This is a genomic window from Nocardia aurea, assembly GCF_003123685.1.
Classification (GTDB): domain Bacteria; phylum Actinomycetota; class Actinomycetes; order Mycobacteriales; family Mycobacteriaceae; genus Nocardia; species Nocardia aurea.
Window position 1 is genome coordinate 12,751 of sequence record NZ_QCYJ01000085.1, and the last position, 24,065, is coordinate 36,815.

Here is a 24,065-nt window from a genome sequence, read left to right on the forward strand (position 1 = left end):
CGTAGCTGCGCGTGGTGGTGAAGTGTCTCCGGAATGGAAGAGACGATCGAGACTTCGGTTCTCGAAGCGATAGGCCGGGTTGATTGTCGTCGACCTGGCGACGCTCGTCCCATCGTTGACACTTCCACCGGAACTGATCTGACCACGTCAACGCCTTCGCTCGACGTGAAATCCGCGCAGGCATTTCGTGGCACCGTGCAGTCGCGTCTCACTCCGAGTTGCATCTCCGCGAATTATCTTTTGGTGCAGCTGTTTTCGTCATATTGATCGAATCCGTTGTTTGTGTCGGCTCGCGACCCGAGCATTGGTTGTCGTGATCGGTGCCCACCGACTTCTCGCGACGCGGGTCGGGTGCGGCACGGGAGGGGGACTCGGGGATGGCCGAGGGCGGTTTCGATCCACGGTGGCAGCGGGGAGCGCTGTCACCGCGGACAGCGATCGAGCTGTTGCGTGAGCGGGTGGCGTTGCTGGGGTTGCTGAGGTCGGTTCCGTGGCCCGTGCTGCTCGGATACATCCTCGTCGCGGCTATCTCGGTGTTGGCGCCGACAGGGGTGGCACTGGCCACCGCGGCGCTGATCCGAGCATTGAAGTCGGGCTCCTCGTCGCTTTCGCTGCCGGTGGTCGCGGTAGGGGTGCTGATCGTCTCGGCCGAGGCGGCGATCGCGCTGCGTTCGGTGTCGAACCTGAGGATCACCGAGATCGTGGACGGAAATATCCGTTCGGCGGTCCGTCGCGCCGCCGGAGGAGCGACGCCGTTCGCGGTGGTCGCGTCGGTGGCGTTTCAGGCCGATGTGGGGCGCGCCTGCGACCCCGGGGTGACGGCGCGTAACCGGACCGCGGGTGCGGCCTGTACCGGGCAGTTGCTGTTGGTGTTCCGGTTCCTCGGTGCCGGCGTCGGCACCGCGGTGCTCGCCGTATTCGATGTGTGGCTCGCGTTGTTCGTGCTGATCGCGGCCTTGACCGCCCGTACGCTGGTTCGGCGGCAGTGGATCTATCTGACGAGACTCCAGTCCGATTCGACAGCGGAATTGCATGAACGTGAGGCCCTGGGACGTCTGCTCACCGATGAGCGCGCCGCCAGAGAGCTGCGCGTGCTACGGCTGTACGACTGGTTCATCGACCGGTGGTCGGAGATCGCGAACCGGCACCGGCGCAGGTTCTCGGTGGCGCACCTGCTGGTGATCCGCCGCCAGTACGTGACCACCGCTCTCGCCTTCACCCTTGCCTTCGCGGGATTCGGTTTCCCCGGATTCGCCGCGGCCACAGGCGATCTCGGTCTCGCGGGACTCACCGCCTGCCTCGTCGCGGTGACCGTGGTTTTCGAGATCGCCGCAATGGGTTTCGAGGCGTTCGACATCGACTACGGGCTGGCGGGCTTTCACGCCTACCAGCGGATCATGGCGACGGCGGAGAAGGTCCAGGTATCCGGGCGCCCGGCCGAACCGACTCCGGATCCCGCGGCGGCGATCCGATTCGAACAGGTCGGGTTCTGCTATCCGGGTGCGTCGCGCCGAGTGCTCGACGGTGTCGACCTCGAGATCCGGGCGGGTCAGACCTTGGGTTTGGTCGGCATCAACGGCGCGGGTAAATCGACACTCACCACGCTGCTCACCGGTCTGTACGCACCCACCACGGGCCGGATCGTCCGAGACGGCAGACCCTACCCGCCACCGGACCGCCCCGATGTCGCGGTGGTGAACCAGAACTTCCTGCGGTATCCGCTTTCGGTGCGGGAGAACATCCGCCTCGCTCTGACCGACGATCCCGGTGACGACGAACTGGTGCTCGACTGCCTGGCCAAGGTCGGGCTCGCGGATCACCTACGCGCCAAGGACATCACACTCGACGATCCGCTGTGGACGGCGCGTGACGGCAGGGTCGGATTGTCGGGTGGGCAGTGGCAGCGTGTGGCGTTGGCGCGTGCGCTGTTCGCGGTGGCGAAGGGCAGCACGGTGGTCGTGCTGGACGAACCGACCTCGCAACTGGATGTCGAGGCCGAACTCGGCTTCCACGAGCAGGTGTTGTCGGTCCTGGCCGAGGTCACCGTCGTGCTGATCACCCACCGCCTGTCCACGGTTCGCCACGTCGATCGGATCGTGCTGCTGTCCGGAGGGCGCATCACCGAGGACGGCGATCACGAGACACTCATGGCCACCGATGGCGACTACGCTCGCCTGTTCCGATTGCAAGCCGAACGCTTCGGCGAGGAGGTGCGCGCGTGAGCGCCGCACGAGAAATACTGAACGCGCTGAAACTCGGGTATCGCGTCGAGCCTCGAATGTCGGTGTTGGCGGCGTTGCTGTTGCCCTGCGCGATGGCCAACACCGTCCTCGCCGCCCTGGGCCAGCGCTGGCTGGTGAACAGCGCGAACGCCGCGATCGCGTGGGAAGCGGTACTCGGGGCGGCGCTGGCAGCTCTCGCGCTCGGGGTGAGCGGTTCGCTGACCCGCGTGGTGACCAACCTTCGTAATCATCTGGCCCACGAGTCCGGGCGGGCATTGGCTCGAGAGGCGTTCGTGCTGGTCGCCCGCCGCCGCGATCACGAACTCCTTTCCGACAGCGCCTATGCCGACGACGTCGAGATCTTGCGCAAGCACGCACTCACCCTGGGCAATCTGGCGTGGACCGGAATCCTGTTGGCCGGCCAGGCGGTGAGTATCGTGGTCTCGCTGTCACTGCTCGTGAGCGTGCATCCGGCGCTGGGGCTGACGGCGCTGCTGGTACTGCTGCCGATCGGGTTGGCGATGTGGACCCAGAACCGGATCCGATCCGCCGACGAGAATCTGACCACCCGACTGCGCCAGGAACGCGAAATCCACGCCGCCTGTACAGAATCCGAGCGAGTCGGCGAACCACGAACCTACGGAGCGTTACCCCGACTGGATGCGTACGCATCCCGCGTGTGGGAAGAGGTGTCGGTGCGCCGAGCCCGGGTGCGGTTGTGGGCAGCGTTGGTCACCGTCGCGGGGTGGGTGGTCTTCGGTGTTGGACTCGTTCTCGGCCTGTCCGTGCTCGCGGATCAGCTGAGAGCCGGGGCGGCCACCCTCGGTGATGTCATCCTCGTGATCACGCTGATCACCGGAGTGCGACTTCAGATCTCCCACAGTCTGTTCGAGGTCGAGGCCGTCGCCGAAGGCATCTCCGCCGCGCACGCCATGGGCCGAGTTCGCGCCGCATCGGTCCCGACAGGCCACACCGGCCCCGGCCTGCCCGCACAACTGCGCGACGGCATCATCGTCGACAACGTCTCCTTCGACTACGCCAACGGCGTCCACGCCCTGCACGACGTCAGCCTCACGATCCCGGCGGGTTCGGTGGTCGCGGTCGTCGGGCTCAACGGAGCGGGCAAGTCCACGCTGGTGGACCTGCTCACCGGCACGCTGCGCCCCACCGGCGGGCGCATCCTGCTCGACGGCACCGACCTGTCCACCGTGGACCTCGACCACGGCCCGCGCAGACTGAGCGGCGCCTTCCAGGACTTCCTGCGGCCACCCGTCCTCGCGGGCGAAAGCGTCGGGATCGGAGACCTGGAACATCTCCACGACGAGCCCGCCGTGTGGCGCGCGATAGATCGGGCCGACGCCGGATCGGTGTTCGACGCGCTGCCCGAAGGACTGCGGACCCCGTTGTCGTTGCAGGACGGAGCAAGTCTGTCCCACGGCCAGTGGCAGAAGTTGGCCATCGCCCGATCCGCGATGAACGACGCCCCGCTGGTCATCGCCCTGGACGAGCCCACCTCCGCGCTCGATCCGCAAGCCGAGCACGACCTGTTCACCCGTTACGTCCAACGGGCACGCGACGTGGCGGCTCGACAGGGCACCATCACACTGCTGGTCTCCCATCGCCTCTCCAGCGCGCGGTTGGCCGACCGTGTCCTGTCGATCGAGAACGGCCGCGTCGCGGAGTACGGCACGCACGAGCAACTCATGAACCACAACGGCCGCTATCGGCAACTGTTCGAAGACCAGCAAGCCGCCTACAGCTGACGGAACTGCTGTTGCCCAACAGGATTCACGACACCGACGGTGCTCGTTGCGCTCGGTGAGTCCGCAGGTCGAATCCTCGCGTGCGACGAAATCAGCCCGGCTGCGGTTCTGCGACCGAGCGACCTATGCTCGCAACCCCTCCAGTACGAGATCGATCAAGCGCTCCGCTCGGTCGGGCCCCGCGTACTCGCATGTCCACGCTGCGGCATTGATGAGGGTGAACACATCCGCTGCGGCCGCACCGGGGGCCAGCTCCGCGGTCCTTTCCGCGAGTGCGACGAGTTCGGCGCCGATGCTGTTCATTCGCAAGCAGGCTTCCTGTAGTTCGCTGCTGTGGTCGTCGAGACTCTCGGCCAGGACCGCGGTCAATCCTTGATAGGTGGAGGCGTGCCGCACGACGGCGCGCACCCACTCGCCGATGGTGTCGATGGTGACCGTCGCGCCGATCAACCGATCACCGAAGTCGAACAGGTCGCCGTTGCGCTCGGCCAGCAACGCGGCGATGAGCGCACGGCGAGTGGGGAAATGCCCGTACAGCGTGCCGATGCCCACCCCGGCCCGACGCGCCACGTGCTCGAGCGGAGCGTCGGCGCCGCCCGCGCGGAAGACCTCGTCGGCGGCGGCGAGCAGCAGCCGACGATTCCGTACGGCGTCCGCGCGTGGGCGGCGGATCCCGGGTCCGGCTTCCTTCATCGCATCCCTTCTAAATCGAGGGACCCTCGAGATATATTCCGAGGGTCCCTCGATTTTAGTAGGAGAGCATGATGATCCTGGTTACGGGTGCCACCGGTTCGATCGGCCGTCCCCTCGTGCGCCGCTTGCGGCAGCAGAATCAACCGTTTCGGGCACTGGTGCGCACACCGGAACGCGGACGCGATCTGGACTGCGAGGTAGTGGTCGGCGATTTCGACGATCCGGCCTCGATCGAGACCGCCCTGGCCGGTATCGAACAGGTTTTCCTGTGCTCGCCCGGTGCGGAACCCACACCGGGGCAGCAGCCGATGATCGCCCAGCAGACCACCGTGATCGACGCTGCGGTGCGCGCGGGAGTGCGTCGCATCGTGAAGATCTCGGTACTGGGTGCCCGGCGCGGGGGTCTGCTGGCCGAAGGCGCCCATGCCGAGATCGAAGCACGACTCGAGGCGTCGGGGCTGGACTGGACGATCGTGCAACCGAGCGGATTCATGCAGAATTTCCTCACCGGGGCGGGTGCGTTCACCAGCGGCGGTGATCTCATCGGTGCCTACGGACAGGGACGTGTGTCCTATATCGACTGCGTCGACATCGCCGCCTGCGCCGCGGTCCTGCTCGGCGACGACCTCGGCAACCGACAACGGTTCGTGCTGACCGGCCCTGAGGCCCTGACCCACACCGAGATCGCCGACACACTGTCAGAGGCGGTCGGGCGCACGATCTCCTACATAGACCGGCCTCCAGCGGAGTTCGCGGACAACCTCACAGCGCAGGGACTGCCTGCCTCGTTCGCCGCCGACGTGGCATCGCTGTACGAGGGCGTCGCGAATGGATCTGCCGCCGAGATCACTTCGGTGGTCGGCGATCTCACCGGCCGGTCGGCCACGACGTTCGCGGAGTTCCTGGCCCGCGAACGAGAACTGTTGCGGCAGTGGCCACCACAGCACTACAGGTGAGTGATCGGACGTGTTCGACAGAGGCGCCGACCTGTCGGCACGGCGTCGCGATCCTATTCCTCCACGAATTCCGTTGCGGACCTGCGGCGCCGGTTCCACGATCCAGTCACCGTCGGGACCCGCGATCGCGGAGCCGCCGTCGTAACCGGCGGGTTTGTCCAGCGACGTCAGCGCGTTGTAGAGAGGAAAATCGGCGGGTAGGTCGGCGTAGTCGAGGACGGCACCCGGCGGCCAGCGAGTAGACCCGGCCTTCCATCGCGACGAATCGGGTGATGTCGCGGGTGTTGCGGACCGATCCCGTCAACCAGATCGGGTATCCGGACAGGAATGCCTCGGGAAATGCCGCCAACTCCACTCCCGCATCGGCGGCCCGACTCAACCACTGTGCCACTGTCTTCGTCCCGGCGGTGGGATTCAGCCATGCCGGCCGGGCCTGGGCCGCCCCGATCCTCATCCGCCCATCCTGGAAGCGGCTGCCACCGCGTATGCCGATGGCGTTCAATGTTCTCGGTAGAGGTCGGCGCGGAGGGACAGGCGTTCAGTGAACGAGGATTCCCACGCCTGCTCCTCGGATTCGTCGACCACCACGGGAACGCGTCGAGAACGTGAAGCGGGTCTCTGGTGTCGTACCTCGGCCTCGGCGGGACCTGCCTGCTGAGCCAAAAGCTTTGTGTTCCAACCGATGTAGGCCTGCACGGTCATTCCCGCACAGTCCGCGGCGTCTTGCAGGAGCCGCCAATCGTCTTCATCGATCGTCACGGTGACTGTGACGTCCCTGATCGCCATACCTCACACTGTCATGCTCCGCGGTCGGGGCGCCCGGTTACACGCCGACAACGCCGAATTCGTCGCGCGTAGGCTCGAAGTCATCGGCGTGCCGATGTGGCGGCGTCGAATTCTTTTCGCGCGGCTTCGCACGCGTCGTGATCGCTGGGTCAGTGCTGTGACAGCGGTGCGCACTCCGGCCGGTTCGGCGCTGGGGCGCAGCCGATCTACTTCCCCTTATGGATCCGCGGGGTCAGGAGTGGTCGCCTCGATCGCGGTGACGGCGCGGACGAGGAGCGAGCCCAGCAGTTCGACCTCGGGCAGGGGCAGCGTGGTGAACGGGTGCAGGCAGAGGTTGAACGCGGTGCGGCCGTGGTCGTCGAAGAGGGGGGCGGCGATCGCGCCGATGTAGTACTTCTCGGCCGGGTTGCTCGGGCTGCCGAGGCCGGGGCTCGTGGTGAGTTCGAGGATGACCTCGTCGATGCGGGTGCGCACGGATTCGGAAAGCGCGCCGGTCTGCATGCGGGTCATCGCGGGGATGGCGGTGGCCATATCGGGGCTGAGGTGTTCGATGCTGTACCCGCGATCGCGAGTCGCTTCCAATTGCTGTTCCATGCGCGCCCGGTGGGTGGCGGTGGTGATTCCGCTGCGCTCGAGCCAGTCTCGACGTTCCTTTTCGGGTTCCCACGCGGCGTAGGCAGGCCCGAACGGGGCCTCGAACGGAATCGTGTCCCCGGCGGCGAGGGTCAAGCCGGGCGCGGCGGCGGGAACGAACGCGCGGACGACGAGGGTGTCCTTCAGTCGTTCGGATACCGACGCCGCATAGCCGGTTTCCGTGGCGGCGGCGTGTGCGGCGGCGTGCGCGGCGTGCACCGTGTGGCGGGTCCGGTCGGCGGACCCGATCAGTCGCAGTAGTTCGGCGCCCAGCGCGTAGGTCTTGTCGATCGGGTCGCGTGAGACCCATCCGACGGCAGTGAGTTCGGCCAGGATCGCGTGTGCGGTGGCCTGATTGAGGCCGAGGGTGTTGACCACGTCGTTGAGCCTCGGCGGCCGGTCGTGCCGTTCGGCGAGCAGCGCCACGACCTCGACCACGCGCCGGGTCGGCGGTGACGACGCGGGCACTGGCAACTCCTGACCATCGGCGAACGGGAACTCCGCGAGACTACAGCGACACCCCCGGTCCAATGCGCCGTGGCGACCGGATATCGGGGCACACGTGAGTCCCGAGCAACCGGCCGGGGGATTGACCCGGACCGCGAACTTCCCTACATTCTTCGACTATACAACTTCAAGAGTTGAATAGTCGATCTGGGTGAATCGGCGTGAAGGAGCGGCATGGGCAACGCGGACCCGGCGGGGCCGGACCTACCCCGCCCATCCTCGCGCGACGCACGTGGTCCGTCGCGATACCTCACGGGGCCGTTCGGTCGACAGGAGTAGATCGCCATGACGTCACAGAGTTGTCCGCCCGCGGACGAGCCGGACACCGAGGTCGCGGTAATCACCGGTGGTGCTTCGGGTTTTGGTCTCGCACTGGCTGATCAGTGCGCGCGACGGGGGATGCGGGTCGCGCTGCTCGACATCGATGTCGACCGTGCGCGCGCCGAAGCCGAGACACTGTCCGCGCGACACGGCATCGCCGTGACCGCTGTCGACATGGACGCGTCGAGCGCGGCTTCGGTCGACGCGGCAGCCGCGACCGTCGCCGACCGGTACGGGCGCGCCGACCTCGTCGTGTCCAACGTCGGGGTGCAACTGTTCGGCGCGGTCGAACGACTCACCGATCAGGAATGGCAGTGGGTGCTCGACGTCAACGTCATCGGATCCGCCCGCACCGCGCGGGCCTTCCTGCCACTGCTGCGCAGCGCGCCGAACGGTCGTCTGACCTTCACGACATCGTCGTCGGTCCTGGATCCGGCCGGACGCCTCGGCCTCTACCAGGCCGGTAAGTTCGCCGTGTGGGGCTTGGCGGAGACCCTGCGGCTGGAACTGGCGGATCAGATCACGATCTCGGTCATCTTCCCGTCCGGAATGGCGTCGCGGCACCTGGAATCGAGCGCGGCCGTGCAGCCCGCCGAGTTGCGGCGCCCCATCGGCGAGCCCGCCGATTTCGAGGCCATGGCGGCATCGAACCCCGGGATGGTGCGCGCACCCGTATCCCCCGAGCAGGCCGCGGCCGATATCGTCGACGAGGTGCTTGCCGGGACCCGCTACATCATCACCCACGGCGACCTCGGCGCCGCCGTGCGGGAACGATCAGCGCTACTCCAGGACGCCGCACAGCGCGCCCTGTCCAGGACATCCGCCGCCGAGTCGACTCGGCACTAGCCACGGACTGCCGGGTCAGCGCTCATCGCGCGCGATCCCGCAGCGATCACCCCGGAAGGGAACGAAATATGGATGACTACGAGGCGATCCGTCAGCTGAAGGCGCGATACTGCCGCACGATGGACACCAAGGACTGGGACGGGATGCGGGCGCTGTTCACCGACGACGTCGTCATCGACTCCTCCGAATCCGGGGGTTCGATCGTGGCCGGTGCCGACGAGTTCATGACTTTCCTCACCGCGGCGCTGGACGGCGTCGTCACGGTACACCACGGTCACACTCCCGAGATCGAGCTGACCTCGGAGACCACCGCCCGCGGCATCTGGGCCATGGAGGACAACCTGCGCTGGCCCAACGGCACCGAACTGCGCGGATACGGCCACTACCACGAGTCGTACCGCAAAGTCGGCGACCACTGGTTGATCGAACGATCGAAACTGACCCGGCTGCGAATGGATTCGACCACGCCATAGGTCCGTTCACCCACGGGTCGGGGGTGTTCAGGGTGGGCGGCGTACGGTCACCCGGCGCTCGAAGCGCGGGCTCACCCCGACTCCCCGGCCGTTCAGGCCGCGATATCGAACAGGGTCAGCGCCGGGGATCCCGCGGCGCGCAGTTCGGCTCGTTCGCGGATCGCGCAGGTCGGTCCGATGCCTTCGGCGACCGATCGTGGCGAGAGCAGCCAGCCGTGGCAGCGGCGGCAGTGCGCGACCAGTCTCACCTCGGGACGGTCTTCGGTGGCGGCCATATCGTTCTCCCTCGTGGCCGGACAGCTACGTGGTGAGTGTGGCACGACGGACCGACATCGACGCGCGGACAACGATTCCGGTCCTCGAACAGCAGTGATCGCCGGATCGGTCGGTCACGCGTCCTCCGGCGAAGGATCGATGCGTTCGACGGCGACGTACACCGCGTTCAGTGCCGAGGTCTGGGAGAGGGGATCGATGGCCGCGGTGTCGACCAGCAGGTTGCGGTTGGTGCCGTAGGACTCGGGTGGTTCGCCGCCTTCGGGGTCGAAAATGCGAGAGCCCCAACCGTGATCGATCGTCACGACGCCGGGGCGGGGCCGATCGCTGAGGGTCGCGCGAAGTTCGATGGCCGCGGTCGGAGACGACACTCGGACCAGATCTCCCGCCCGGATTCCGAGTTTCCCGGCGTCGGCGGGATGTATCACGATGTCGTTGTTCTTGCCCGCGGTGTGCAGGCCGGGAAGTTCGTTGAGCCAGGAGTTCATGGAGTGGCGCCTGCGTTGGTTGCCGAGCAGGAACGGGTGGGTCGCGGGTGCGGTCGGAGGCGGATCGGCGAGGAGTTCGCGTGCACGGGTGAGGAATTCGTCCGGCGCGAGCAGAACGCGTTTACCGGGCGTGCGCAGCGCGTCGCGGAAATGGCCGTACTCGCGTGGTCCGAGGACTATCCCGTGCGGGTGTGCCATCAGGGTGCGCCACGTGGTTCGACGACCGTTGAACTTGCGCGAGGTCGCGATGATCAATCGGTCGATCCAGCGCGGATCGAAGGCCAGCGCGGGGGTGTGGAACAGCCGTGCGAGCGCGCGGGTGGCTCGAACGAAGCCGTTGAGTCCGCGAGCGCCGAACAGGGGAGTTCTCATGGCCAGCGCGAGGTCGAGGAATATGCGCCATTCCTCGCGGGCCCGCCCCGGCGGTTCCACCACTTTCGCGCCGTATTGGATGTAGGGCTCGTCGTGCAAGCTACTGGTCAGGGCCAACAGGTCGTCGCGTTCGAGCCAGTGCACGGCCGGAAGCAGCCAGTGCGCGTGGCGGTGGCTTTCGCGTTGGACGAAGTCGATCGCGACGAGCAGGTCGAGCTCGGCCAGTGCCGCGTCGAGTTTCGTGCCGTCGGGGCCGGAGACGACGGGGTTGCCGCAGTTGATGACCATCGCCCGGATCCGGCCATGGCCGGGGGTGGTGATCTCTTCGGGGAGTTCGGCCAGCGCGTGGGCGCCCGCGACGAGTCCGCGACCGGCGACTCGGCTGGTGTGGGGCGCGGACCCGGCCAGGTCGGCCAGGCGCAGGGTGTCGACGTAGCCGGGCTGGAAGCGGCGGCCGCCGGGGCGGTCGGTGCGACCGGTGATCAGATTGAGCACATGTCCGAGCCATTCGGCGATGGTTCCGGCGGCATGCAGGGACAGTCCGGTGCGGGTGATCGCCATCGCGCGGGGTGCGGTCGCGAAACCGCGTGCCAGCGAACGGATCCGGTCGATGTCGACGTCGCATCGGCTCGCGAGGTCGGTGAGGTCGGCCTGTTCGGCCAGTTGCCGTAACCGCGGCAGCTGATCCACCAGATCCGCGCAGTCACCGCGGTGCTGGAGGTCCTCGTCGAAGATGATCTTGACCATCGCCAGCAGCAGAGCCCAGTCCTGGCCCGGTCGCACGGCCACGTGGATATCGGCTTTGTCGGCGCTTTCGGTGCGCACCGGGTCGATGACGACGATGGTCGCGCCGTGGCGCTGACGCTCGAGTGCCCTGGCCCATCCGTCGGGAGCTGATTCGACCCAATTCCAGGCGCTCACCGCGGGATTCGCGCCGATGATCAGAAAATGGTCGCAGTTGTCGATGTCGGAGGTGAGTACCATCAGCGGTGACCCGTACATGGCCTCGGCCACCACGTGGACCGCGTTCTGGTCGACCGAGCCGACCGCGTAGCGGTTGTGCGTGCCGATACCGTCGAGCCACCCGTTCATGAACACCAGGTTCGAGGAAGAGAATCCGGCCGGGTTGCCGGTGTAGATTCCGACCGCGTCGGGTCCGCCCGCCGTGATCGCGGCGTTCATCCGTGCGGCGATATCGGCGATCGCCTCCTCCCAGGATGCTGCCACATACCGATCGCCCACCCGCCGCAGGGGAGTCGTGATCCGGCGTGGGTGTTCGACGAGGCGATTCGCGGTGCGTCCTTTCGCGCAGAAATCGCGCCAGCTGTGCGGGTTCTGTTTGTCGGGCCCGATTCTCAGCACTCGATTGCCCTCGACGGTCACCTTCACCCCGCACGAGGCGGGGCAGTAGCGGCAGAAGGTGTAGGCCACCCGGGGCGGTTCGGGATGGATGTCCGCGCTCGCCTGTCCGTCGCTCATCGGACGGCCTCCGTTCTCCGCGGGGCTCACCCGCTTTCCGAGAGTTGTCAACGGCACGGGCGACGTGTGACGCCATGTCGATGCGTCCGCGTGTCGCTCGGTGAAGAAATACGTTCTCAGCAGGCCGAACGGGGCCCGTGGGCGACACGTGGCCCGGCGTCGAGATTAAATAAACTGGTTGATTTAATCAAGAGTCGATGTTTCACTGATGGAGTGACAGCCTCGGCGGAGTTGCGCAACGATCGGGCCGGTGCGACCCGCGATGCGCTGCTGCGGGCCGCGGAGCGTCTGTTGGCCGAATCCGGAATGTACGCGGTGTCGAACCGGCAGATCAGTGACGCTGCGGGGCAACGGAACAACGCGGCGGTGTGCTATCACTTCGGCACGCGAGCGGATCTGCTGCGCGCGATCGAGAGCAAGCATCGAGAGCCCATCGAAGCACTGCGCCGACGCATGCTCACCCGGATCGCCGATTCGGCCGACCTGCGCGATTGGGTCGATGCCTTCGTGCGCCCGTTCACCGAGCACCTCGACGATCTGGGCGTCCCGAGCTGGTACGCGCGTTTCGCCGCGCAGGCGATCGCCGATCCGGCATACCGCGACGTGGTGTCGGCCGACGCGTTGGTTTCGCCTCCGCTGGTTCTGACATTGGCGGGAATCGCCCGCTGCCTGCCGGATCTGCCCGAGGCGGTGCGTTCGCGCCGCATGATGATGGCACGAAACCTGTTGATACACAGTTGTGCCGAACTCGAGGGTGAACTCGCGCAGTGGGGGCCCCGATCGGAGTGGACCTGGACGGATGCCGCCGATGAACTCACCGATGCGATCGTCGGACTGTGGCAGACGTCCATTACCGTCTCCGGATGCCGCGCACCACGGACTTGCCCGCATCCGTAGCCGAATAGCGAGTGAGAGGCCCACGGTCTCCGGGTGGCTGTTCCGATTCCGGACCGAAGAGGCAACTTCGGTGGTGGTCGCCGTGACGGCGTTACTCGCGAATCACCGGGGACTCGGTTGGGGGCACGATGACAGCGATAGCCACACTCGGTGCGATCTCGCTCGACAGCGGGAATCCGCACCATCTCGGCCGGTTCTACGCGGTGCTGCTGGACTTCGACGTCCGGTACGAATCCGACGATCTGGTTGTGCTGCAAGGTGATGGGGTGATGCTGACGATCGAGCGAGTAGCGGATCACATCCCCCCGGACTGGCCCGGAAACCGGGTGCCCAAGCAGATACATCTGGATCTGTTCGTCACCGATCTCGACACCGCGGAGGCCGCCGCGATCGAGTGCGGCGCGGTCAAGGCCGAATTCCAGCCCGCGCCCGATCGTTGGCGGGTGCTCATCGATCCCTCCGGCCATCCCTTCTGCCTCACGGTTCGGCCCGGTTCGAGATAGCCCGGCTCTCGACCTGTGCGACACGGCCCGAGTGTTTGAGCACCGCCGCCGCGGGCACAGCTCGATCAGTGCGAATTTGCTTCTCATCGCACACCTGACCGAGGAAATGCACTCGAACGAGGCGGACCGATATGGTGACACATCGCGGCGGCGCGGCCCGGCACGGTGATGAGGCCGGGAAATCCGTGGGCACCGATGACGGTGCCGAGGCCGGCGACCCGGCGACGGATTCCGGGGCCAGACCGGACCTCGACCCGAACGAGCCGAGCAGTCCGACCGAATTATCGAGGCCGTCATTGGTCGCGGTGGTCAAACGCGCGGCCAAGGAGTTCCAGCGCGACAATTTGACGGATCTGGCCGCCGCGCTCACCTACTACGCGATTCTGGCGATCGTGCCGGGGCTGATCGTGCTGGTCTCGCTGCTCGGCCTGTTGGGCCCCGACGCGGCCGACGAGCTCATGAACCAGGTGGAGCAGCTCGCGCCGGGCTCGAGCGCCGATTTCGCGCACACGCTCATCACCCAGGCGCAGTCCAACAAACGCGGTGCGGGCATCGGCGCGTTGATCGGCTTGGGCCTGGCGTTGTGGTCGGCGTCGGGGTATGTGGCGGCGTTCATGCGTGCGTCGAACGTCATCTACGGCATCGGGGAGGGCCGCCCGATATGGAAGACCGCGCCGATCCGGTTGGGCGTCACCATCATCGCGGTGATCCTGCTGGTGATCAGCACGGTCATCGTGGTGGCAAGCGGTCCCGTCGCCCAGCAGATCGGCGACTTCCTCGGCCTCGGCGACACCACCGTGCTGATGTGGAACATCGTCAAATGGCCGGTGCTGTTCGTACTCGTGTCGGTGCTACTGGCGATCTTGTTCTGGGCCAGCCCGAACGCCAAGCAGGGCGGCGTGAAATGGATCAGTCCGGGCGGGGTCGTGGCGGTGTTGATCTGGCTGGTCATCTCGGTGCTGTTCGCCGTCTACGTCGCCAACTTCTCCTCCTACGACAGGACCTACGGATCGCTCGCGGGCGTGGTGATCTTCCTGGTGTGGTTGTGGCTGACCAATATCGCGCTACTGCTGGGCGCCGAGATCAACGCCGAACTCGACCACGGCAAGGCGATCGCGGCGGGATTGCCCGAGGACGCGCAGCCGTTCGCCGAACCGCGCGACACCCGCAAACTCGACCCGGCGGGCAAGAAGGCCGCCGAAGCCGTGCGATCGGCTCGGCAGGGCTGAGTCGAATCGGCACGGCCGCAGGTCAATTGGGGGTGTCGCCCTCGTAGTCCATTTCGGCGGCTTGGTCTTGCTCGTCGGTCGGGGTCTGTTCGTCCGAGTCCGGCAGATGATCGACGTCGTCACGGTCGGTGTCGGAGTTCTGGGCGGCGTCGGTGCGTGGTCCGGAATTCATGGCCGGTCCTCTCGGTCTCGTGTCATGGGCACAGGCCGTGTGCCCGGTAGCGCTCGCGGCAAACAACCGGCCGCCCGACCGTGCCGGGCGGCCGGTCGCCGGATCACTGCAGGGTCGCGTGCGCGACCTCGGTCACGACGTCGCCGATATCGCGGTTGGCGCGCAGCGCGCGGAGCTGGCGTCGCGCGCCGTTGCCGCGGTCGTCCACGGCGGCGAGGGCCTCGGTGACGAAGGCGTGGTCGCCGAAGTCGCGAAGAACCGGTTCGACGTGGTCGACGAGCCGGGCCACCATTCGGCGGTGGGGGACGACGTCGCCCCGGACAGGATCGAGCCCGTCGCCGTCGAGACCGGAGTGCGCGGCGTTCCAGTAGGCGGCCCCCAGCACCTCCGCGGGCACGTGCGGAGCGGGCGTTCCGCGTTCGATCGCCCGCAGACCGGTCGCGACGGTGCCCCGGACGAGAGCGGCCAGCAGTGCGGCCTCTTCGATGGTGGCGGGAACGTCGGTGACCCGGGTCTCGATGGTGGGAAACGATTCCGAGGGCCGGACATCCCAATACACCATCTTGTTGTCGAGGATGCTGCCGCTCGCGCGCATCATCGCCACGATCGAGTCGTAGTCCTCCACGGAGGTGAAATACGGCGGCGGTCCCGCGCTGGGCCAGCGCCGCCACAGGATGCTGCGCCAGCTCGCGTAACCGGTCTCACTGCCGCGGTAGATCGCGGAGTTGGCCGACAACGCCAGGAAAACCGGCAGCCACGGCCGCAGATGATTGCTGACCATGATCGCGGTCTCGCGATCGGGCACGGCGACATGGACGTGGCAGCCGCACAGCCCCTGTTCATGGGCGATCATCCCGTAGGTGTGCGCGATCTTCTGGTAGCGGGGGGTGTCGGTGACGGGGAACCGGTCGGGCACCGTGGGCGGCACCCCCACCGCCAGCAATCGGGTGTCGTTCTCGGCCGCGCATTCGGCGACGGTGCCGCGCAGAGTGCGCAGTTCCCCGCGCAGTTCGGCGATGTCGGTGTGCACGCCGGTGCTGGTTTCGACCTGGCAGCTGGTCAGTTCCAGTTGCAGGTCGATCCCCGCGGCTTTCGCTGTGGCGGCGACATCGATGTTCCTGGGTGTCGGCGCGCCGGTTTCGGGGTCGGTCAGCAGGAATTCCTCTTCGACACCGACGGTCGGAATCCGCGAGTCCACGGTCAGCTCACCCCGGCCGATTCGGATCGTGCCGAGACCGGCGTTTCGTGATCGACGTGTGCGCCGTCGATCCGCTCGCGTGGCATTCCTTCGACATACGCTACCTCCTCGCTGCGCGGATACCCGGGCCACCGTCCGGCAATCAACGCAGGTGGACCGGGTCGCCGGTTCGCGCGTAGTGAGCGGGTCAGTCCGTGCCCGCCGTACGGTCGACCGCGGCGATCTTCTCGGCGGCGGTGAGCAGGAGTCGGAGTGCGTACTCCACTGTTCGGTCGATGACCTGTTCGGGACCGCCGTCGAACCGGTGATGGACCGCCGAGCGGGTGCCGCGCGCGGCGACGGCGAACCACACCGACCCCGGCGGGTGCCCGTCCTGAGGATCGGGCCCGCCCGCACCGGTGACCGCCACGGCGAGGTCGGCCTCCATCAGTGCCGCGACGCCGACCGCCATCGCCGCGGCGGACGTCTCGCAGACGACGGGTCCCTCCGGAACGCCGAGTACGCGGTGCTTGACGTGACGTGAGTAGGCGACGACACCACCACGGAACCAGCCGGCCGCGTCGGGAGCCGCGCCGAGTGCCGCGGCGAGGTGTCCGGCGGTCAGCGATTCCGCCACGGCGATCGTCAGGCCGGTGTGCGTCGCGAGCGCGGCGATGTCGTCGGCGACGGTCGACACGTCGTCTCAGTCTTTGTCATCGTTCGCTGGAGGATTGCCCGTCGACATGTCGAGATCTTTGTCGGTTCCCTTGATCTTGCGGTAACCCACCACTGCCGCGACCAAGAGGACGAGGACGAGAATCACGAGAAGTTCCATGGGTGGGCGCTACCCGGTAGCTGCGGGCTCTAACGAGAAACTCGTCGATTTCGTGAACGACTCGGCGAAGTGCCGGAGAATCCGGCGAACCCCGACAGAGCCGCGGGGCTACTGGAGGCGACCATAGCAATCTTGCGTATATGGCATATGATCTTGCGTATGACGCAAACAGACGGCGACTTGGACGGCCTGGTGCGCAAACGTATCCGGGCGCTGCGGGTCGCGCAGGGCTGGTCGCTGGAGGAACTCGCCACTCGCGCCCACCTGAGTCAGTCCACGCTCTCGCGCATCGAGAACGGTCAGCGCCGACTCGCCCTGGATCAGTTGGTCACCCTTGCCCGCGCCTTGGATACGTCCCTGGATCAACTGGTCGAGACCACCGCCGACGACAATGTCGTCATCGGTCCGATGATCGACGCGGCGCACGGGGTGATGCGCTGGTCGATGAAGGGCGAACCGGGCATGAGCGTCGTGCGCAAGCGAGTGACCGAACCGCCGCCGGACAATCCCGCCCGCATGCGCGCGCACCCGGGTCGGGAGTGGCTCGTCGTGCTCTCGGGTACCGCGATCCTCATGCTGGGCCACAAGCGTTTCCGCGTCGAGACGAACCAGGCCGCCGAGTTCCCCACCATGCTGCCGCACGCCATCGGAGCCGAGGCGGGCCCCTGCGAGATCCTCGGCATCTTCGACCGCGACGCCCAACGCGGCCATCGGCCCGAGGGTGGCGACCGCGAGGCGACGGCGACCGAAATGTGACGTGCGAGGAAGTGCGACAAGATGTTCCGGGAGTGGACGCGTTCGCTGTCGGTGCCTGCCACTACCGTCGACGGGCATGGATGCGATCACCGATGCCCAGTTCACCCGTCTGCTCACCGAAGTGCGGCCTGTGCGGGTCAGCGGTTACGCGGCACGCGAGATCGAAGGGGAATGGGAACGTTTGGGGTGGCAGCGAGGCGATTCCTCGTCGGTGCTGGTCCCGGGCACCGATTTCCGCGGCCGCATCGAGCCCGCGCCGGGGCCGATGCACAGCCCGTGGACCGCGCAGTTCACCGTCCCGCTCGGCAAGATCACGCCCGAACGGTTTCGCCACCTCCACGCTCTGATGACCTCGACGTGGGGTCCGCCGTCGTGGTACTGCGGCCTGAGTGATCTCGAAGTGGCGTGGGTCGACGCTGGAGTGCTGCGCACATTCGCCCTGTCCGACTACGGAACATCGGATCTGACCGTCTGTTCTGTCGAAGGCGACAATCACCGGCGGATGCACTGGTACGAGAACCCTCACGAGTATCTCGAATCCATCGGCGAGGACGACATGGATCTCACCGACGAGAACGATGTGGCCCCCTCGGTAGCGGACGGATACGAGTTCTCGCACCTGTGGTCCGCCGGCGGCAGTCCCGGATATCAGAAATGGCGGATCGAGACACCCAAACAGCTCCGCGGGGTGCTCACCGAATTGCTCGACGGCGTACATCTGGCGATGCGCGCGGTCGGCGTTGGGACCGAGGCTCTTCGCCTCGCCTTCGCCGGCGGATTGCAGCCACGTCCGGTTCTCGAGTTGGACAGCGAGGAGATCCGGTTGCGGGTGGGACGAACCGAACTCGCCGAGGACTACCTGAGCGCGCGCGGGTTCGTCGACAACGCCGACGGCTACATGCTGCGTCGGTGGTCGACGGCACCCGGACAGGCCCGAGTGGCCGCCACCGCCACCGTAGTTGTCCTGCACCACCTCGGAATGGCCGACGACATGTTGGACATCGTGGTTTCCGGTGAACCGCTGGCGGTCGAGGGCTTCTCCGTGGACATGTACCTCGACTTCGTGGATCGGGGCCTGGAGGATTGAACTGTCGCCGTGCTTGCGGATACGGCAGCCTCAGTGGCTCCATTCTTGCCTATTCGGCAACTGCTTATGCGATGCGCGCATGACGCTCTAGCGTGGTGGTCATGACCTCCGCACACCCGCACCACTCCGCCGCGCACGTCGCAGACTCCGCCGTCCACGCCGAGATCCTGGACCTGGACGCGGAGATCCTCGCCGACCACACTGTCGCTGTCATCTCGTGGCTGCCGATCGCGGCGGCTCCGCGCGAGATCCTCGACCTGGGCTGCGGCACCGGCGCGGGCACCTTCGCCCTCCTCGCGCGCTTTCCGACGTCGCGGGTCACCGCCGTCGACTCCTCGGTCGAACACCTCCACCGCCTTCATCGCAAGGCGTGCGCCGACGGAGTGCAGGAGCGCGTGCGCACGATTCGAGCAGACCTCGACGCGACCGAATGGCCCGACCCCGGCACGCCGGACCTGGTCTGGGCCTCGGCCTCGATGCATCACATGGCCCACCCCGACCGCGTGTTGCGGAAGGTGCGCGACGTGCTCGCGCCCGGTGGACTGTTCGCGGTCGTGGAGCTGGCGGGAATGCCCAGGTTCCTGCCCGAGACCGCCCCGGACGACCGGCCCGGCCTGGAGAACCGGTGTCACGCCGCGGCCGATGATCTCCACGCGCAACACATGCCCCATCGCGGCGCCGACTGGGGTCCGATGCTGACCGCCGCCGGATTCACCGTCGAAGGAGTCCGCACCCTCGCAGTCGACGTCGACGGCGCGAGCAATGCCGCCATCGGCCGCTACGCACTCGGCACGCTACGACGCCTCCGCCACGCCGTCGCCGACACGCTCGCACCCGAAGACCTCGCCGCACTCGACCGACTGCTCGACACCGACAGCCCGCACAGCCTCCTGCACCGCACCGACCTCGCGCTCCGCACCGAACGCACCGTGTGGGCCGCCCGCCGCAACTGAGACTCGAAATATCTCGGCTCGCGACGGTGTCCTTCGACGTCATCAGGTTGTGCGCCCTGGTGATTCGATCCGCCTACCGGATCGACGCGACCGAGACGGCGGCCACGGTGTCGACGAGTTCGTCGATACCCCGCGCGGCGGCGATCTGCTCGGCCAGCACGGCGGCTGCCTCCCGATATCGGGGCGAGGCGAGCGCTGTGCGCGCGGCTCGGCGCACCGCGGTGGCGCTCGGGCGCCCGGTGCGCAGATCGATTCCGCTGCCCGACCAGGCGACTCGGGCGGCGACCTCGGGTTTGTCCTCGGTGTCTCCGGCGATGACGATCGGCACGCCGTGCGCGAGCGCGTATTGGACGCCGCCGTATCCGCCGTTGGTCACCAGCAGGTTCAGCCGGGGGAAGAGTCGGTCGTAGGGGAGGAACCGCGCGGCCAGGACATTGGCCGGCAGTATTCCGAGTTGCTCGATCGGTCGGCCACCCGTGGTGACCACGACGAGGACATCCTCGGTCGCGAGTGCGTCGAGGGTGGGACGCACGAGTTCGTCGAAGTTCTGGTTGGCGATGGTTCCCTGGGTGACCAGTACGACCGGTCGGGAGGTGTCGAGTTCGTCCCACCAGGACGGAAGGGGTCCGTCGGTGGAAGCGATGACCGGACCGGCGAAGCGCACGGGCACCGCGAGATCGGGGCGCGGATATTCGAAACCCGGCACAGACAATTGGACTATCGCGTCCGCCTCGCTCATCCAGTCGATGACGAAAGCTCCGGCATCGCGACCGTGGACGGAACGGTACAGCGCGTCGACGTCGGCTTGCACCGGGGCGAAGATCCACTTCTCGACCAGGGTGCGCAGGATGGCGTTGCGCGGGCGGTTGAGGGGGCCGCGCCACGGCTGGAGCCCGAGTCCGAACGGCGGCACCACCGCGGAGCTGAGGGGTAGGGGAAGCATGCCCGCGACGATCACCGGTGGTCGCCGGTCTCGCGGATGACCGCTGAGCAGCATGGCGCCGACGAAGGTCGGGTCGACCACCACCGCGTCGGGTGGGGTTTCGGCGGCCAGTGTGTGCGCCAGGAGCGCGTCGTACTGGGCGCGGGCAGGCCGCAGGAAATTCTGGGCGACGTCGTGGCGCAACCCGGCGATCCCGGTGGGACGGTCACTGTCGGGGCCCGTGCCGAGGAGTCGGTCATCGTAGTCGGCCTCGGCCGGTAGCCCGATGAATCGGCTCCCGGTCCGCGTGACCGCGTCGGCGAACCGCGCGCCGGTCAGGAATTCGACCTGGTCCCCGCGCCGGGTGAGTTCGGTGGCGATTCCGAGCAGGGGAGTGACGTGCCCGTGTATCGGCACGCTGGCGATGAGGTAGTGGGCCATGATCGTCCTTCGGTGGCGGTCGGCTGGTATGCGATAACATTCACCTGTACGACGTACCGGTGAATGTTGTCGAAGGAATATGGTGTCCGAGCCGCTTTACGTTTCACCGCTGCGTGCGCGACAGGCGGCGGCCACGCGCCGGATGGTCATCGATACGGCCGCGCGACTGTTCGCCACCCAGGGCTACGGGCCTACGTCGTTGCGCCAGATCGCGCAAACGGCGGGGGTTTCGCTCGAGACCGTGCGGGCCCAGGGTCGAAAGCGCAGTCTGCTGGCGTCGTCGGTGCGAGTTCTCAGTTTCGGCCGTGACGTCGACGAGCCCGTGCTCGCGGCTCCCGAAGCCGACGACCTCCGGAAAGCCTCGACCCCCGACGAGTTCGCGGTGGAGGCGGCCCGATTACTGACCGGACTTGCCTCGCGCACGGTGGGGGTGTGGCGGGCTTTCGTGTCGGCGGCCGCCGACGACCCGCAGGTGGATGCCGAACTGTCGCAGGTTCAGGCATCGGTCAGGGCGAATGTCGGCAGTGCGGTCGACATGCTGTCTGCTCGCGGCTGGCTGCGATCCGATATCGAACCCGACGAACTCGCCGTGAGCCTGTGGCTGCTGGTTTCCATCGAGAATTACGACAAGCTGACCCGTCGACTCGGTTGGAGCACCCGACGTTACGAGCAGTGGCTGACGCGCGCGTTGAGCGATCTACTGTTTCGTTGATCGCCGAATCACACTGTCCGATGTGTGGGGTCTGACCGATATCCGGGCACGTGAAGATTCGTGACAGTCCCTGTGAATTACGCGATTCGCCCGGCGATCTCGTGCAATGTCGCGAAACGTGCTTCGAGGTAGGCGAGTTCTGTGCTGTCGACGACGGTTCGCTGGATGCCGGTTTCGACCAGGAACGCGCCCTGGCGGTGGTCCTCGATCGTATCGATCTCGAGGGCGACGGCCACGTAGTCGGGTGCGTCGGGCATCGGGTCGGCGACCACCCGCGCGAACCCACCGGCGCTCACGGCCACATTGCCACCGGCGAGGATCATCAGCACCACCTCGGGACGTGCGCGCAGGCGTGTCAGTGATCCGCGATGGTTCATGAGACTCAACAGGATTCGACGATCGCCGGCGCGGACGGGCCAGGAGACCGGGATGGCGTGCAGGCTGTCGTCGGCTGTCGCGAGTACCCCGATCGTGTCACGCGGCCATTCCGGCAATGTCGGCAATCGGGGATGCCCGGCAACTTCGGTCGCCTGCGGCTGGGAAAAGGACTGCTGTCGACGGGCTGTGGTCACCATGTTCTCGCTATCTGAAGATCCCCCAATATTCCGATGTGGCTGCCCGGATGAAAAGCCTACGCGGGTTGTTTGCTCGCCGTGGGCAATTCGTCATCTCGGTGTTCGTCCGACCGCTGCGCAATCACGGAACCGGAATACCGCAGACCGCTGCCCCGGCTTTCTACATGTCCAGGACGATATCGGTGTCGGGACGGGCGCAGCAGATCAGGACTTCGCCGTCGGGTGGGGCTTCGAGTGGGGCGGGACGGTAGGTGATCGCGCCCGCAAGCAGGGTGGTGGTGCAGGTGTGGCATACGCCGGTGCGGCAGCTCCACCGCGACGGGACGTCGCAGGCGTCGGCGAGGTCGAGCACACTGTGCTCGTCGTCCGGGTAGGGCACCGAGAGGCCGCTGCGGGCGAAGGTCACCAGCGGGCCGGTGCCCGGCGGCCCGGATGGCTGGTGCGGTGGTAGCGCGGCCTGTTCGTCGATGCCGGGATTGACGGGAGCGAGGGTTCCGAACAGTTCGCTGTGGATGCGAGCCGGGTCGAGACCGGAGGCGGTGAGGGCCTGCCGCATGTCGGACATGAACGAGGTAGGGCCGCAGACGTAGGCCGTCGCGGCGGCGGGAATCGACAGCGCGATCAGTTTGTCCGCGGTGAGGCGTCCGGAGGCGGTGGGGGTGTCGCCCGATTCTGCGGGTGTCTCGGCGCTGTAGAACACGTGCTCGTGACCGTGCGGAAGCGAGGCGAGCAGGGCGTGGGCTTCGGCGGCCAACGGATGTTCCCGCGGGCGGCGTGCGCCGTGAATCCACCAGATCTCGCGGTCGCTGTCGCGGACGGCGAGTTCGTGCAGCATGGCCAGCACGGGTGTGAGGCCGATGCCGGCGGAGACCAGCAGGACGGGGCCGGTGTCGTCGTCGAGCACGAAGTCGCCGCGCGGTGCCGCGGCGTCGACGGTATCGCCCGGCCGAATCCTCGTCGTGAGGTAGGTGCTGACGCTGCCGTGCGGCTCGTGTTTGACGCTGATCCGGTAGCCACCGTTGTCCGACACCGTGGACAGCGAGTAGCTGCGCACGGGGGCGGGTGTGCCCGCACCGGGGAGTCGTAGCGTAAGGTACTGGCCCGCAGGCACATTCGGGAGCGGTACACCATCCGGAGTGGTCAGGTGGATGGAGGAGACCGTCGCGCTCTCCGGGACCACTTTCGTCACGCGCAGCGCGCGGAAGCCGGGCCAGGCCGGACCGACGGTGGTGCCCGACGCCTCGGCGGTCGCGAGCAGTTCACGGAACGAGCCCTGCCATCCGGGACTGAGGGCGGTCAGACTCGTGGCCCGGCGCAGCGTGGCGGTGTCGCGTTCGGACAGGTAGAGCAACGCGTCGATATCGGCCACGCTCATGGCGCCGGGGCCGATCCTGGTGCGGACTATCGGGTCGCCCGCCCGTATGTGTCCTTCTCGGATGACGCGCATGTAGAAGCCCGGCCGGTGGTGGCTGACCAGCAGCGCGGGCATTTCGGGTTCGTCGAGGCGCAGGCCGACGCGGTAGCAGGTGACCCGCGGCTGGGTGACTTCGAATTCGGCCTCGCCGATGCGGTACCGGTCGCCGATGCAGACCTCGTCGTCGGCGAGTCCGTCGACGGTGAGGTTCTCGCCGAACTGGCCGTACTCGAAGTCGTCGCGTCCGAAATGCCGCTGCCAGTACCGGTAGGACTGGATCTGGTAGACGAGCACGGCCCGCTGCTCACCACCGTGGCCCGCGGTGTCGCCCTGGCCGTCGCCGTCGATGTTGAGGCGACGGACCATCACCGGGCCGTCCTGTGGGTACTTCCACACGCCGGTGTGAACAGTCCTGCCCTGCCAGCAGTGGTCCTTCGGCATTCCGACGTTCACCGACAGCAACGATTGCATCGGTTCCTCCAGTGACGGTGGTAGCGGTGCGCGAGCCGACAACCGAGCGGGCAATCCTTCATCGAGTGCGAGGTTCGAACGACGAGCGACGGGCTGGTCGGGTAGGCGC

The 24,065-nt window shown here is 67.1% G+C and carries 25 protein-coding genes; 12 read left to right on the top strand and 13 right to left on the bottom strand.

What is annotated here, in order from left to right:
• Positions 1–377: 377 nt before the first annotated feature.
• Together DAT37_RS16745 and DAT37_RS16750 are read left to right on the top strand one after the other, a co-directional pair.
• Positions 378–2,222, top strand: coding sequence for an ATP-binding cassette domain-containing protein (locus DAT37_RS16745; RefSeq protein ID WP_109525712.1), 1,845 nt, complete (start codon positions 378–380; stop codon positions 2,220–2,222).
• Positions 2,219–3,985, top strand: coding sequence for an ATP-binding cassette domain-containing protein (locus DAT37_RS16750; RefSeq protein WP_109525713.1), 1,767 nt, complete (start codon positions 2,219–2,221; stop codon positions 3,983–3,985). The genes DAT37_RS16745 and DAT37_RS16750 overlap by 4 nt, the downstream gene beginning before the upstream one ends.
• A gap of 123 nt (positions 3,986–4,108) precedes the next feature.
• On the opposite strand, the gene DAT37_RS16755 is transcribed toward DAT37_RS16750, so the two are convergent.
• Complete coding sequence (locus DAT37_RS16755) at positions 4,109–4,678, bottom strand: TetR/AcrR family transcriptional regulator (protein ID WP_109525714.1); 570 nt, start codon at positions 4,676–4,678, stop codon at positions 4,109–4,111.
• 71 nt (positions 4,679–4,749) lie between these two features.
• On the opposite strand from DAT37_RS16755, the gene DAT37_RS16760 reads away from it, so the two are divergent.
• Positions 4,750–5,634, top strand: a complete 885-nt coding sequence (locus DAT37_RS16760; protein ID WP_109526032.1) for an SDR family oxidoreductase — start codon at positions 4,750–4,752, stop codon at positions 5,632–5,634.
• Between the two features lie 106 nt (positions 5,635–5,740).
• On the opposite strand, the gene DAT37_RS46425 is transcribed toward DAT37_RS16760, so the two are convergent.
• The 3 genes from DAT37_RS46425 to DAT37_RS16775 form a co-directional block, all read right to left on the bottom strand.
• Entirely contained in the window at positions 5,741–6,088 is a 348-nt protein-coding gene (locus DAT37_RS46425; RefSeq protein ID WP_198654301.1) for a nitrilase-related carbon-nitrogen hydrolase, read from the bottom strand.
• Between the two features lie 44 nt (positions 6,089–6,132).
• Positions 6,133–6,420 carry a hypothetical protein gene (locus DAT37_RS16770; RefSeq protein ID WP_109525715.1) on the bottom strand — a complete coding sequence of 96 codons (288 nt, stop codon included), beginning with the start codon at positions 6,418–6,420 and terminating at the stop codon, positions 6,133–6,135.
• A gap of 216 nt (positions 6,421–6,636) precedes the next feature.
• Positions 6,637–7,521 carry a helix-turn-helix domain-containing protein gene (locus DAT37_RS16775; RefSeq protein ID WP_157978513.1) on the bottom strand — a complete coding sequence of 295 codons (885 nt, stop codon included), beginning with the start codon at positions 7,519–7,521 and terminating at the stop codon, positions 6,637–6,639.
• A 324-nt stretch (positions 7,522–7,845) separates the two neighbouring features.
• Here DAT37_RS16775 and DAT37_RS16780 point away from each other — a divergent pair, with 324 nt between their 5' ends.
• On the top strand, positions 7,846–8,727 hold the full coding sequence (locus tag DAT37_RS16780) for an SDR family NAD(P)-dependent oxidoreductase (protein ID WP_109525717.1): 882 nt from the start codon (positions 7,846–7,848) through the stop codon (positions 8,725–8,727).
• A 68-nt stretch (positions 8,728–8,795) separates the two neighbouring features.
• On the top strand, positions 8,796–9,200 hold the full coding sequence (locus DAT37_RS16785; protein WP_109525718.1) for a nuclear transport factor 2 family protein: 405 nt from the start codon (positions 8,796–8,798) through the stop codon (positions 9,198–9,200).
• Between the two features lie 92 nt (positions 9,201–9,292).
• On the opposite strand, the gene DAT37_RS16790 is transcribed toward DAT37_RS16785, so the two are convergent.
• Positions 9,293–9,475 (bottom strand): DUF6011 domain-containing protein, encoded by a 183-nt coding sequence (locus DAT37_RS16790; RefSeq protein ID WP_109525719.1) that lies wholly within the window; start codon positions 9,473–9,475, stop codon positions 9,293–9,295.
• Between the two features lie 114 nt (positions 9,476–9,589).
• Positions 9,590–11,812, bottom strand: coding sequence for a molybdopterin-containing oxidoreductase family protein (locus tag DAT37_RS16795; protein WP_109525720.1), 2,223 nt, complete (start codon positions 11,810–11,812; stop codon positions 9,590–9,592).
• A gap of 213 nt (positions 11,813–12,025) precedes the next feature.
• Here DAT37_RS16795 and DAT37_RS16800 point away from each other — a divergent pair, with 213 nt between their 5' ends.
• The 3 genes from DAT37_RS16800 (at position 12,026) to DAT37_RS16810 (ending at position 14,441) form a co-directional block, all read left to right on the top strand.
• Positions 12,026–12,709, top strand: a complete 684-nt coding sequence (locus tag DAT37_RS16800; RefSeq protein WP_408637418.1) for a TetR/AcrR family transcriptional regulator — start codon at positions 12,026–12,028, stop codon at positions 12,707–12,709.
• A gap of 128 nt (positions 12,710–12,837) precedes the next feature.
• Complete coding sequence (locus DAT37_RS16805; RefSeq protein WP_109525721.1) at positions 12,838–13,212, top strand: VOC family protein; 375 nt, start codon at positions 12,838–12,840, stop codon at positions 13,210–13,212.
• 131 nt (positions 13,213–13,343) lie between these two features.
• Positions 13,344–14,441, top strand: a complete 1,098-nt coding sequence (locus tag DAT37_RS16810; protein ID WP_109525722.1) for a YihY/virulence factor BrkB family protein — start codon at positions 13,344–13,346, stop codon at positions 14,439–14,441.
• Between the two features lie 22 nt (positions 14,442–14,463).
• Here the strand turns inward: DAT37_RS16810 and DAT37_RS44130 are convergent, their stop codons facing one another.
• From DAT37_RS44130 to DAT37_RS46050, 4 genes are all read right to left on the bottom strand, one after another.
• Positions 14,464–14,613, bottom strand: coding sequence for a hypothetical protein (locus tag DAT37_RS44130; RefSeq protein WP_157978514.1), 150 nt, complete (start codon positions 14,611–14,613; stop codon positions 14,464–14,466).
• 103 nt (positions 14,614–14,716) lie between these two features.
• Positions 14,717–15,811 (bottom strand): glutamate--cysteine ligase 2, encoded by a 1,095-nt coding sequence (locus tag DAT37_RS16815; protein ID WP_198654302.1) that lies wholly within the window; start codon positions 15,809–15,811, stop codon positions 14,717–14,719.
• 187 nt (positions 15,812–15,998) lie between these two features.
• Positions 15,999–16,487 (bottom strand): CinA family protein, encoded by a 489-nt coding sequence (locus DAT37_RS16820; protein ID WP_109525723.1) that lies wholly within the window; start codon positions 16,485–16,487, stop codon positions 15,999–16,001.
• 6 nt (positions 16,488–16,493) lie between these two features.
• On the bottom strand, positions 16,494–16,625 hold the full coding sequence (locus tag DAT37_RS46050; RefSeq protein WP_269814779.1) for a hypothetical protein: 132 nt from the start codon (positions 16,623–16,625) through the stop codon (positions 16,494–16,496).
• 159 nt (positions 16,626–16,784) lie between these two features.
• Between DAT37_RS46050 and DAT37_RS16825 the strand changes: the two genes are divergently transcribed.
• The 3 genes from DAT37_RS16825 (at position 16,785) to DAT37_RS16835 (ending at position 19,421) form a co-directional block, all read left to right on the top strand.
• Positions 16,785–17,381: a helix-turn-helix domain-containing protein gene (locus tag DAT37_RS16825; protein WP_198654303.1), complete on the top strand. Its 597-nt coding sequence runs from the start codon at positions 16,785–16,787 to the stop codon at positions 17,379–17,381.
• A 76-nt stretch (positions 17,382–17,457) separates the two neighbouring features.
• Entirely contained in the window at positions 17,458–18,468 is a 1,011-nt protein-coding gene (locus DAT37_RS16830; RefSeq protein WP_109525724.1) for a hypothetical protein, read from the top strand.
• Positions 18,469–18,569: 101 nt separating this feature from the next.
• Complete coding sequence (locus DAT37_RS16835; protein ID WP_109526036.1) at positions 18,570–19,421, top strand: class I SAM-dependent methyltransferase; 852 nt, start codon at positions 18,570–18,572, stop codon at positions 19,419–19,421.
• Positions 19,422–19,494: 73 nt separating this feature from the next.
• On the opposite strand, the gene DAT37_RS16840 is transcribed toward DAT37_RS16835, so the two are convergent.
• Positions 19,495–20,784 (bottom strand): glycosyltransferase, encoded by a 1,290-nt coding sequence (locus tag DAT37_RS16840; RefSeq protein ID WP_109525725.1) that lies wholly within the window; start codon positions 20,782–20,784, stop codon positions 19,495–19,497.
• 82 nt (positions 20,785–20,866) lie between these two features.
• Between DAT37_RS16840 and DAT37_RS16845 the strand changes: the two genes are divergently transcribed.
• On the top strand, positions 20,867–21,496 hold the full coding sequence (locus DAT37_RS16845; protein ID WP_157978515.1) for a TetR/AcrR family transcriptional regulator: 630 nt from the start codon (positions 20,867–20,869) through the stop codon (positions 21,494–21,496).
• 77 nt (positions 21,497–21,573) lie between these two features.
• Here the strand turns inward: DAT37_RS16845 and DAT37_RS16850 are convergent, their stop codons facing one another.
• Both DAT37_RS16850 and DAT37_RS16855 read right to left on the bottom strand, forming a co-directional pair.
• Positions 21,574–22,071, bottom strand: coding sequence for a hypothetical protein (locus DAT37_RS16850; RefSeq protein ID WP_109525727.1), 498 nt, complete (start codon positions 22,069–22,071; stop codon positions 21,574–21,576).
• A 160-nt stretch (positions 22,072–22,231) separates the two neighbouring features.
• Positions 22,232–23,956: an MOSC and FAD-binding oxidoreductase domain-containing protein gene (locus tag DAT37_RS16855; protein WP_109525728.1), complete on the bottom strand. Its 1,725-nt coding sequence runs from the start codon at positions 23,954–23,956 to the stop codon at positions 22,232–22,234.
• Between the last annotated feature and the right edge of the window lie 109 nt (positions 23,957–24,065).

Coding starts and splice junctions, on each gene's coding strand:
- DAT37_RS16810 (WP_109525722.1), top strand. CDS start 13,344: ATGGTGACACATCGCGGCGGCGCGGCCCGGCACGGTGATGAGGCCGGG.
- DAT37_RS16790 (WP_109525719.1), bottom strand. CDS start 9,475: ATGGCCGCCACCGAAGACCGTCCCGAGGTGAGACTGGTCGCGCACTGC.
- DAT37_RS46425 (WP_198654301.1), bottom strand. CDS start 6,088: ATGAGGATCGGGGCGGCCCAGGCCCGGCCGGCATGGCTGAATCCCACC.
- DAT37_RS46050 (WP_269814779.1), bottom strand. CDS start 16,625: ATGGAACTTCTCGTGATTCTCGTCCTCGTCCTCTTGGTCGCGGCAGTG.
- DAT37_RS44130 (WP_157978514.1), bottom strand. CDS start 14,613: ATGAATTCCGGACCACGCACCGACGCCGCCCAGAACTCCGACACCGAC.
- DAT37_RS16830 (WP_109525724.1), top strand. CDS start 17,458: ATGGATGCGATCACCGATGCCCAGTTCACCCGTCTGCTCACCGAAGTG.
- DAT37_RS16805 (WP_109525721.1), top strand. CDS start 12,838: ATGACAGCGATAGCCACACTCGGTGCGATCTCGCTCGACAGCGGGAAT.
- DAT37_RS16755 (WP_109525714.1), bottom strand. CDS start 4,678: ATGAAGGAAGCCGGACCCGGGATCCGCCGCCCACGCGCGGACGCCGTA.
- DAT37_RS16745 (WP_109525712.1), top strand. CDS start 378: ATGGCCGAGGGCGGTTTCGATCCACGGTGGCAGCGGGGAGCGCTGTCA.
- DAT37_RS16770 (WP_109525715.1), bottom strand. CDS start 6,420: ATGGCGATCAGGGACGTCACAGTCACCGTGACGATCGATGAAGACGAT.
- DAT37_RS16840 (WP_109525725.1), bottom strand. CDS start 20,784: ATGGCCCACTACCTCATCGCCAGCGTGCCGATACACGGGCACGTCACT.
- DAT37_RS16855 (WP_109525728.1), bottom strand. CDS start 23,956: ATGCAATCGTTGCTGTCGGTGAACGTCGGAATGCCGAAGGACCACTGC.
- DAT37_RS16760 (WP_109526032.1), top strand. CDS start 4,750: ATGATCCTGGTTACGGGTGCCACCGGTTCGATCGGCCGTCCCCTCGTG.
- DAT37_RS16795 (WP_109525720.1), bottom strand. CDS start 11,812: ATGAGCGACGGACAGGCGAGCGCGGACATCCATCCCGAACCGCCCCGG.
- DAT37_RS16780 (WP_109525717.1), top strand. CDS start 7,846: ATGACGTCACAGAGTTGTCCGCCCGCGGACGAGCCGGACACCGAGGTC.
- DAT37_RS16785 (WP_109525718.1), top strand. CDS start 8,796: ATGGATGACTACGAGGCGATCCGTCAGCTGAAGGCGCGATACTGCCGC.
- DAT37_RS16835 (WP_109526036.1), top strand. CDS start 18,570: ATGACCTCCGCACACCCGCACCACTCCGCCGCGCACGTCGCAGACTCC.
- DAT37_RS16850 (WP_109525727.1), bottom strand. CDS start 22,071: ATGGTGACCACAGCCCGTCGACAGCAGTCCTTTTCCCAGCCGCAGGCG.
- DAT37_RS16825 (WP_198654303.1), top strand. CDS start 16,785: ATGACGCAAACAGACGGCGACTTGGACGGCCTGGTGCGCAAACGTATC.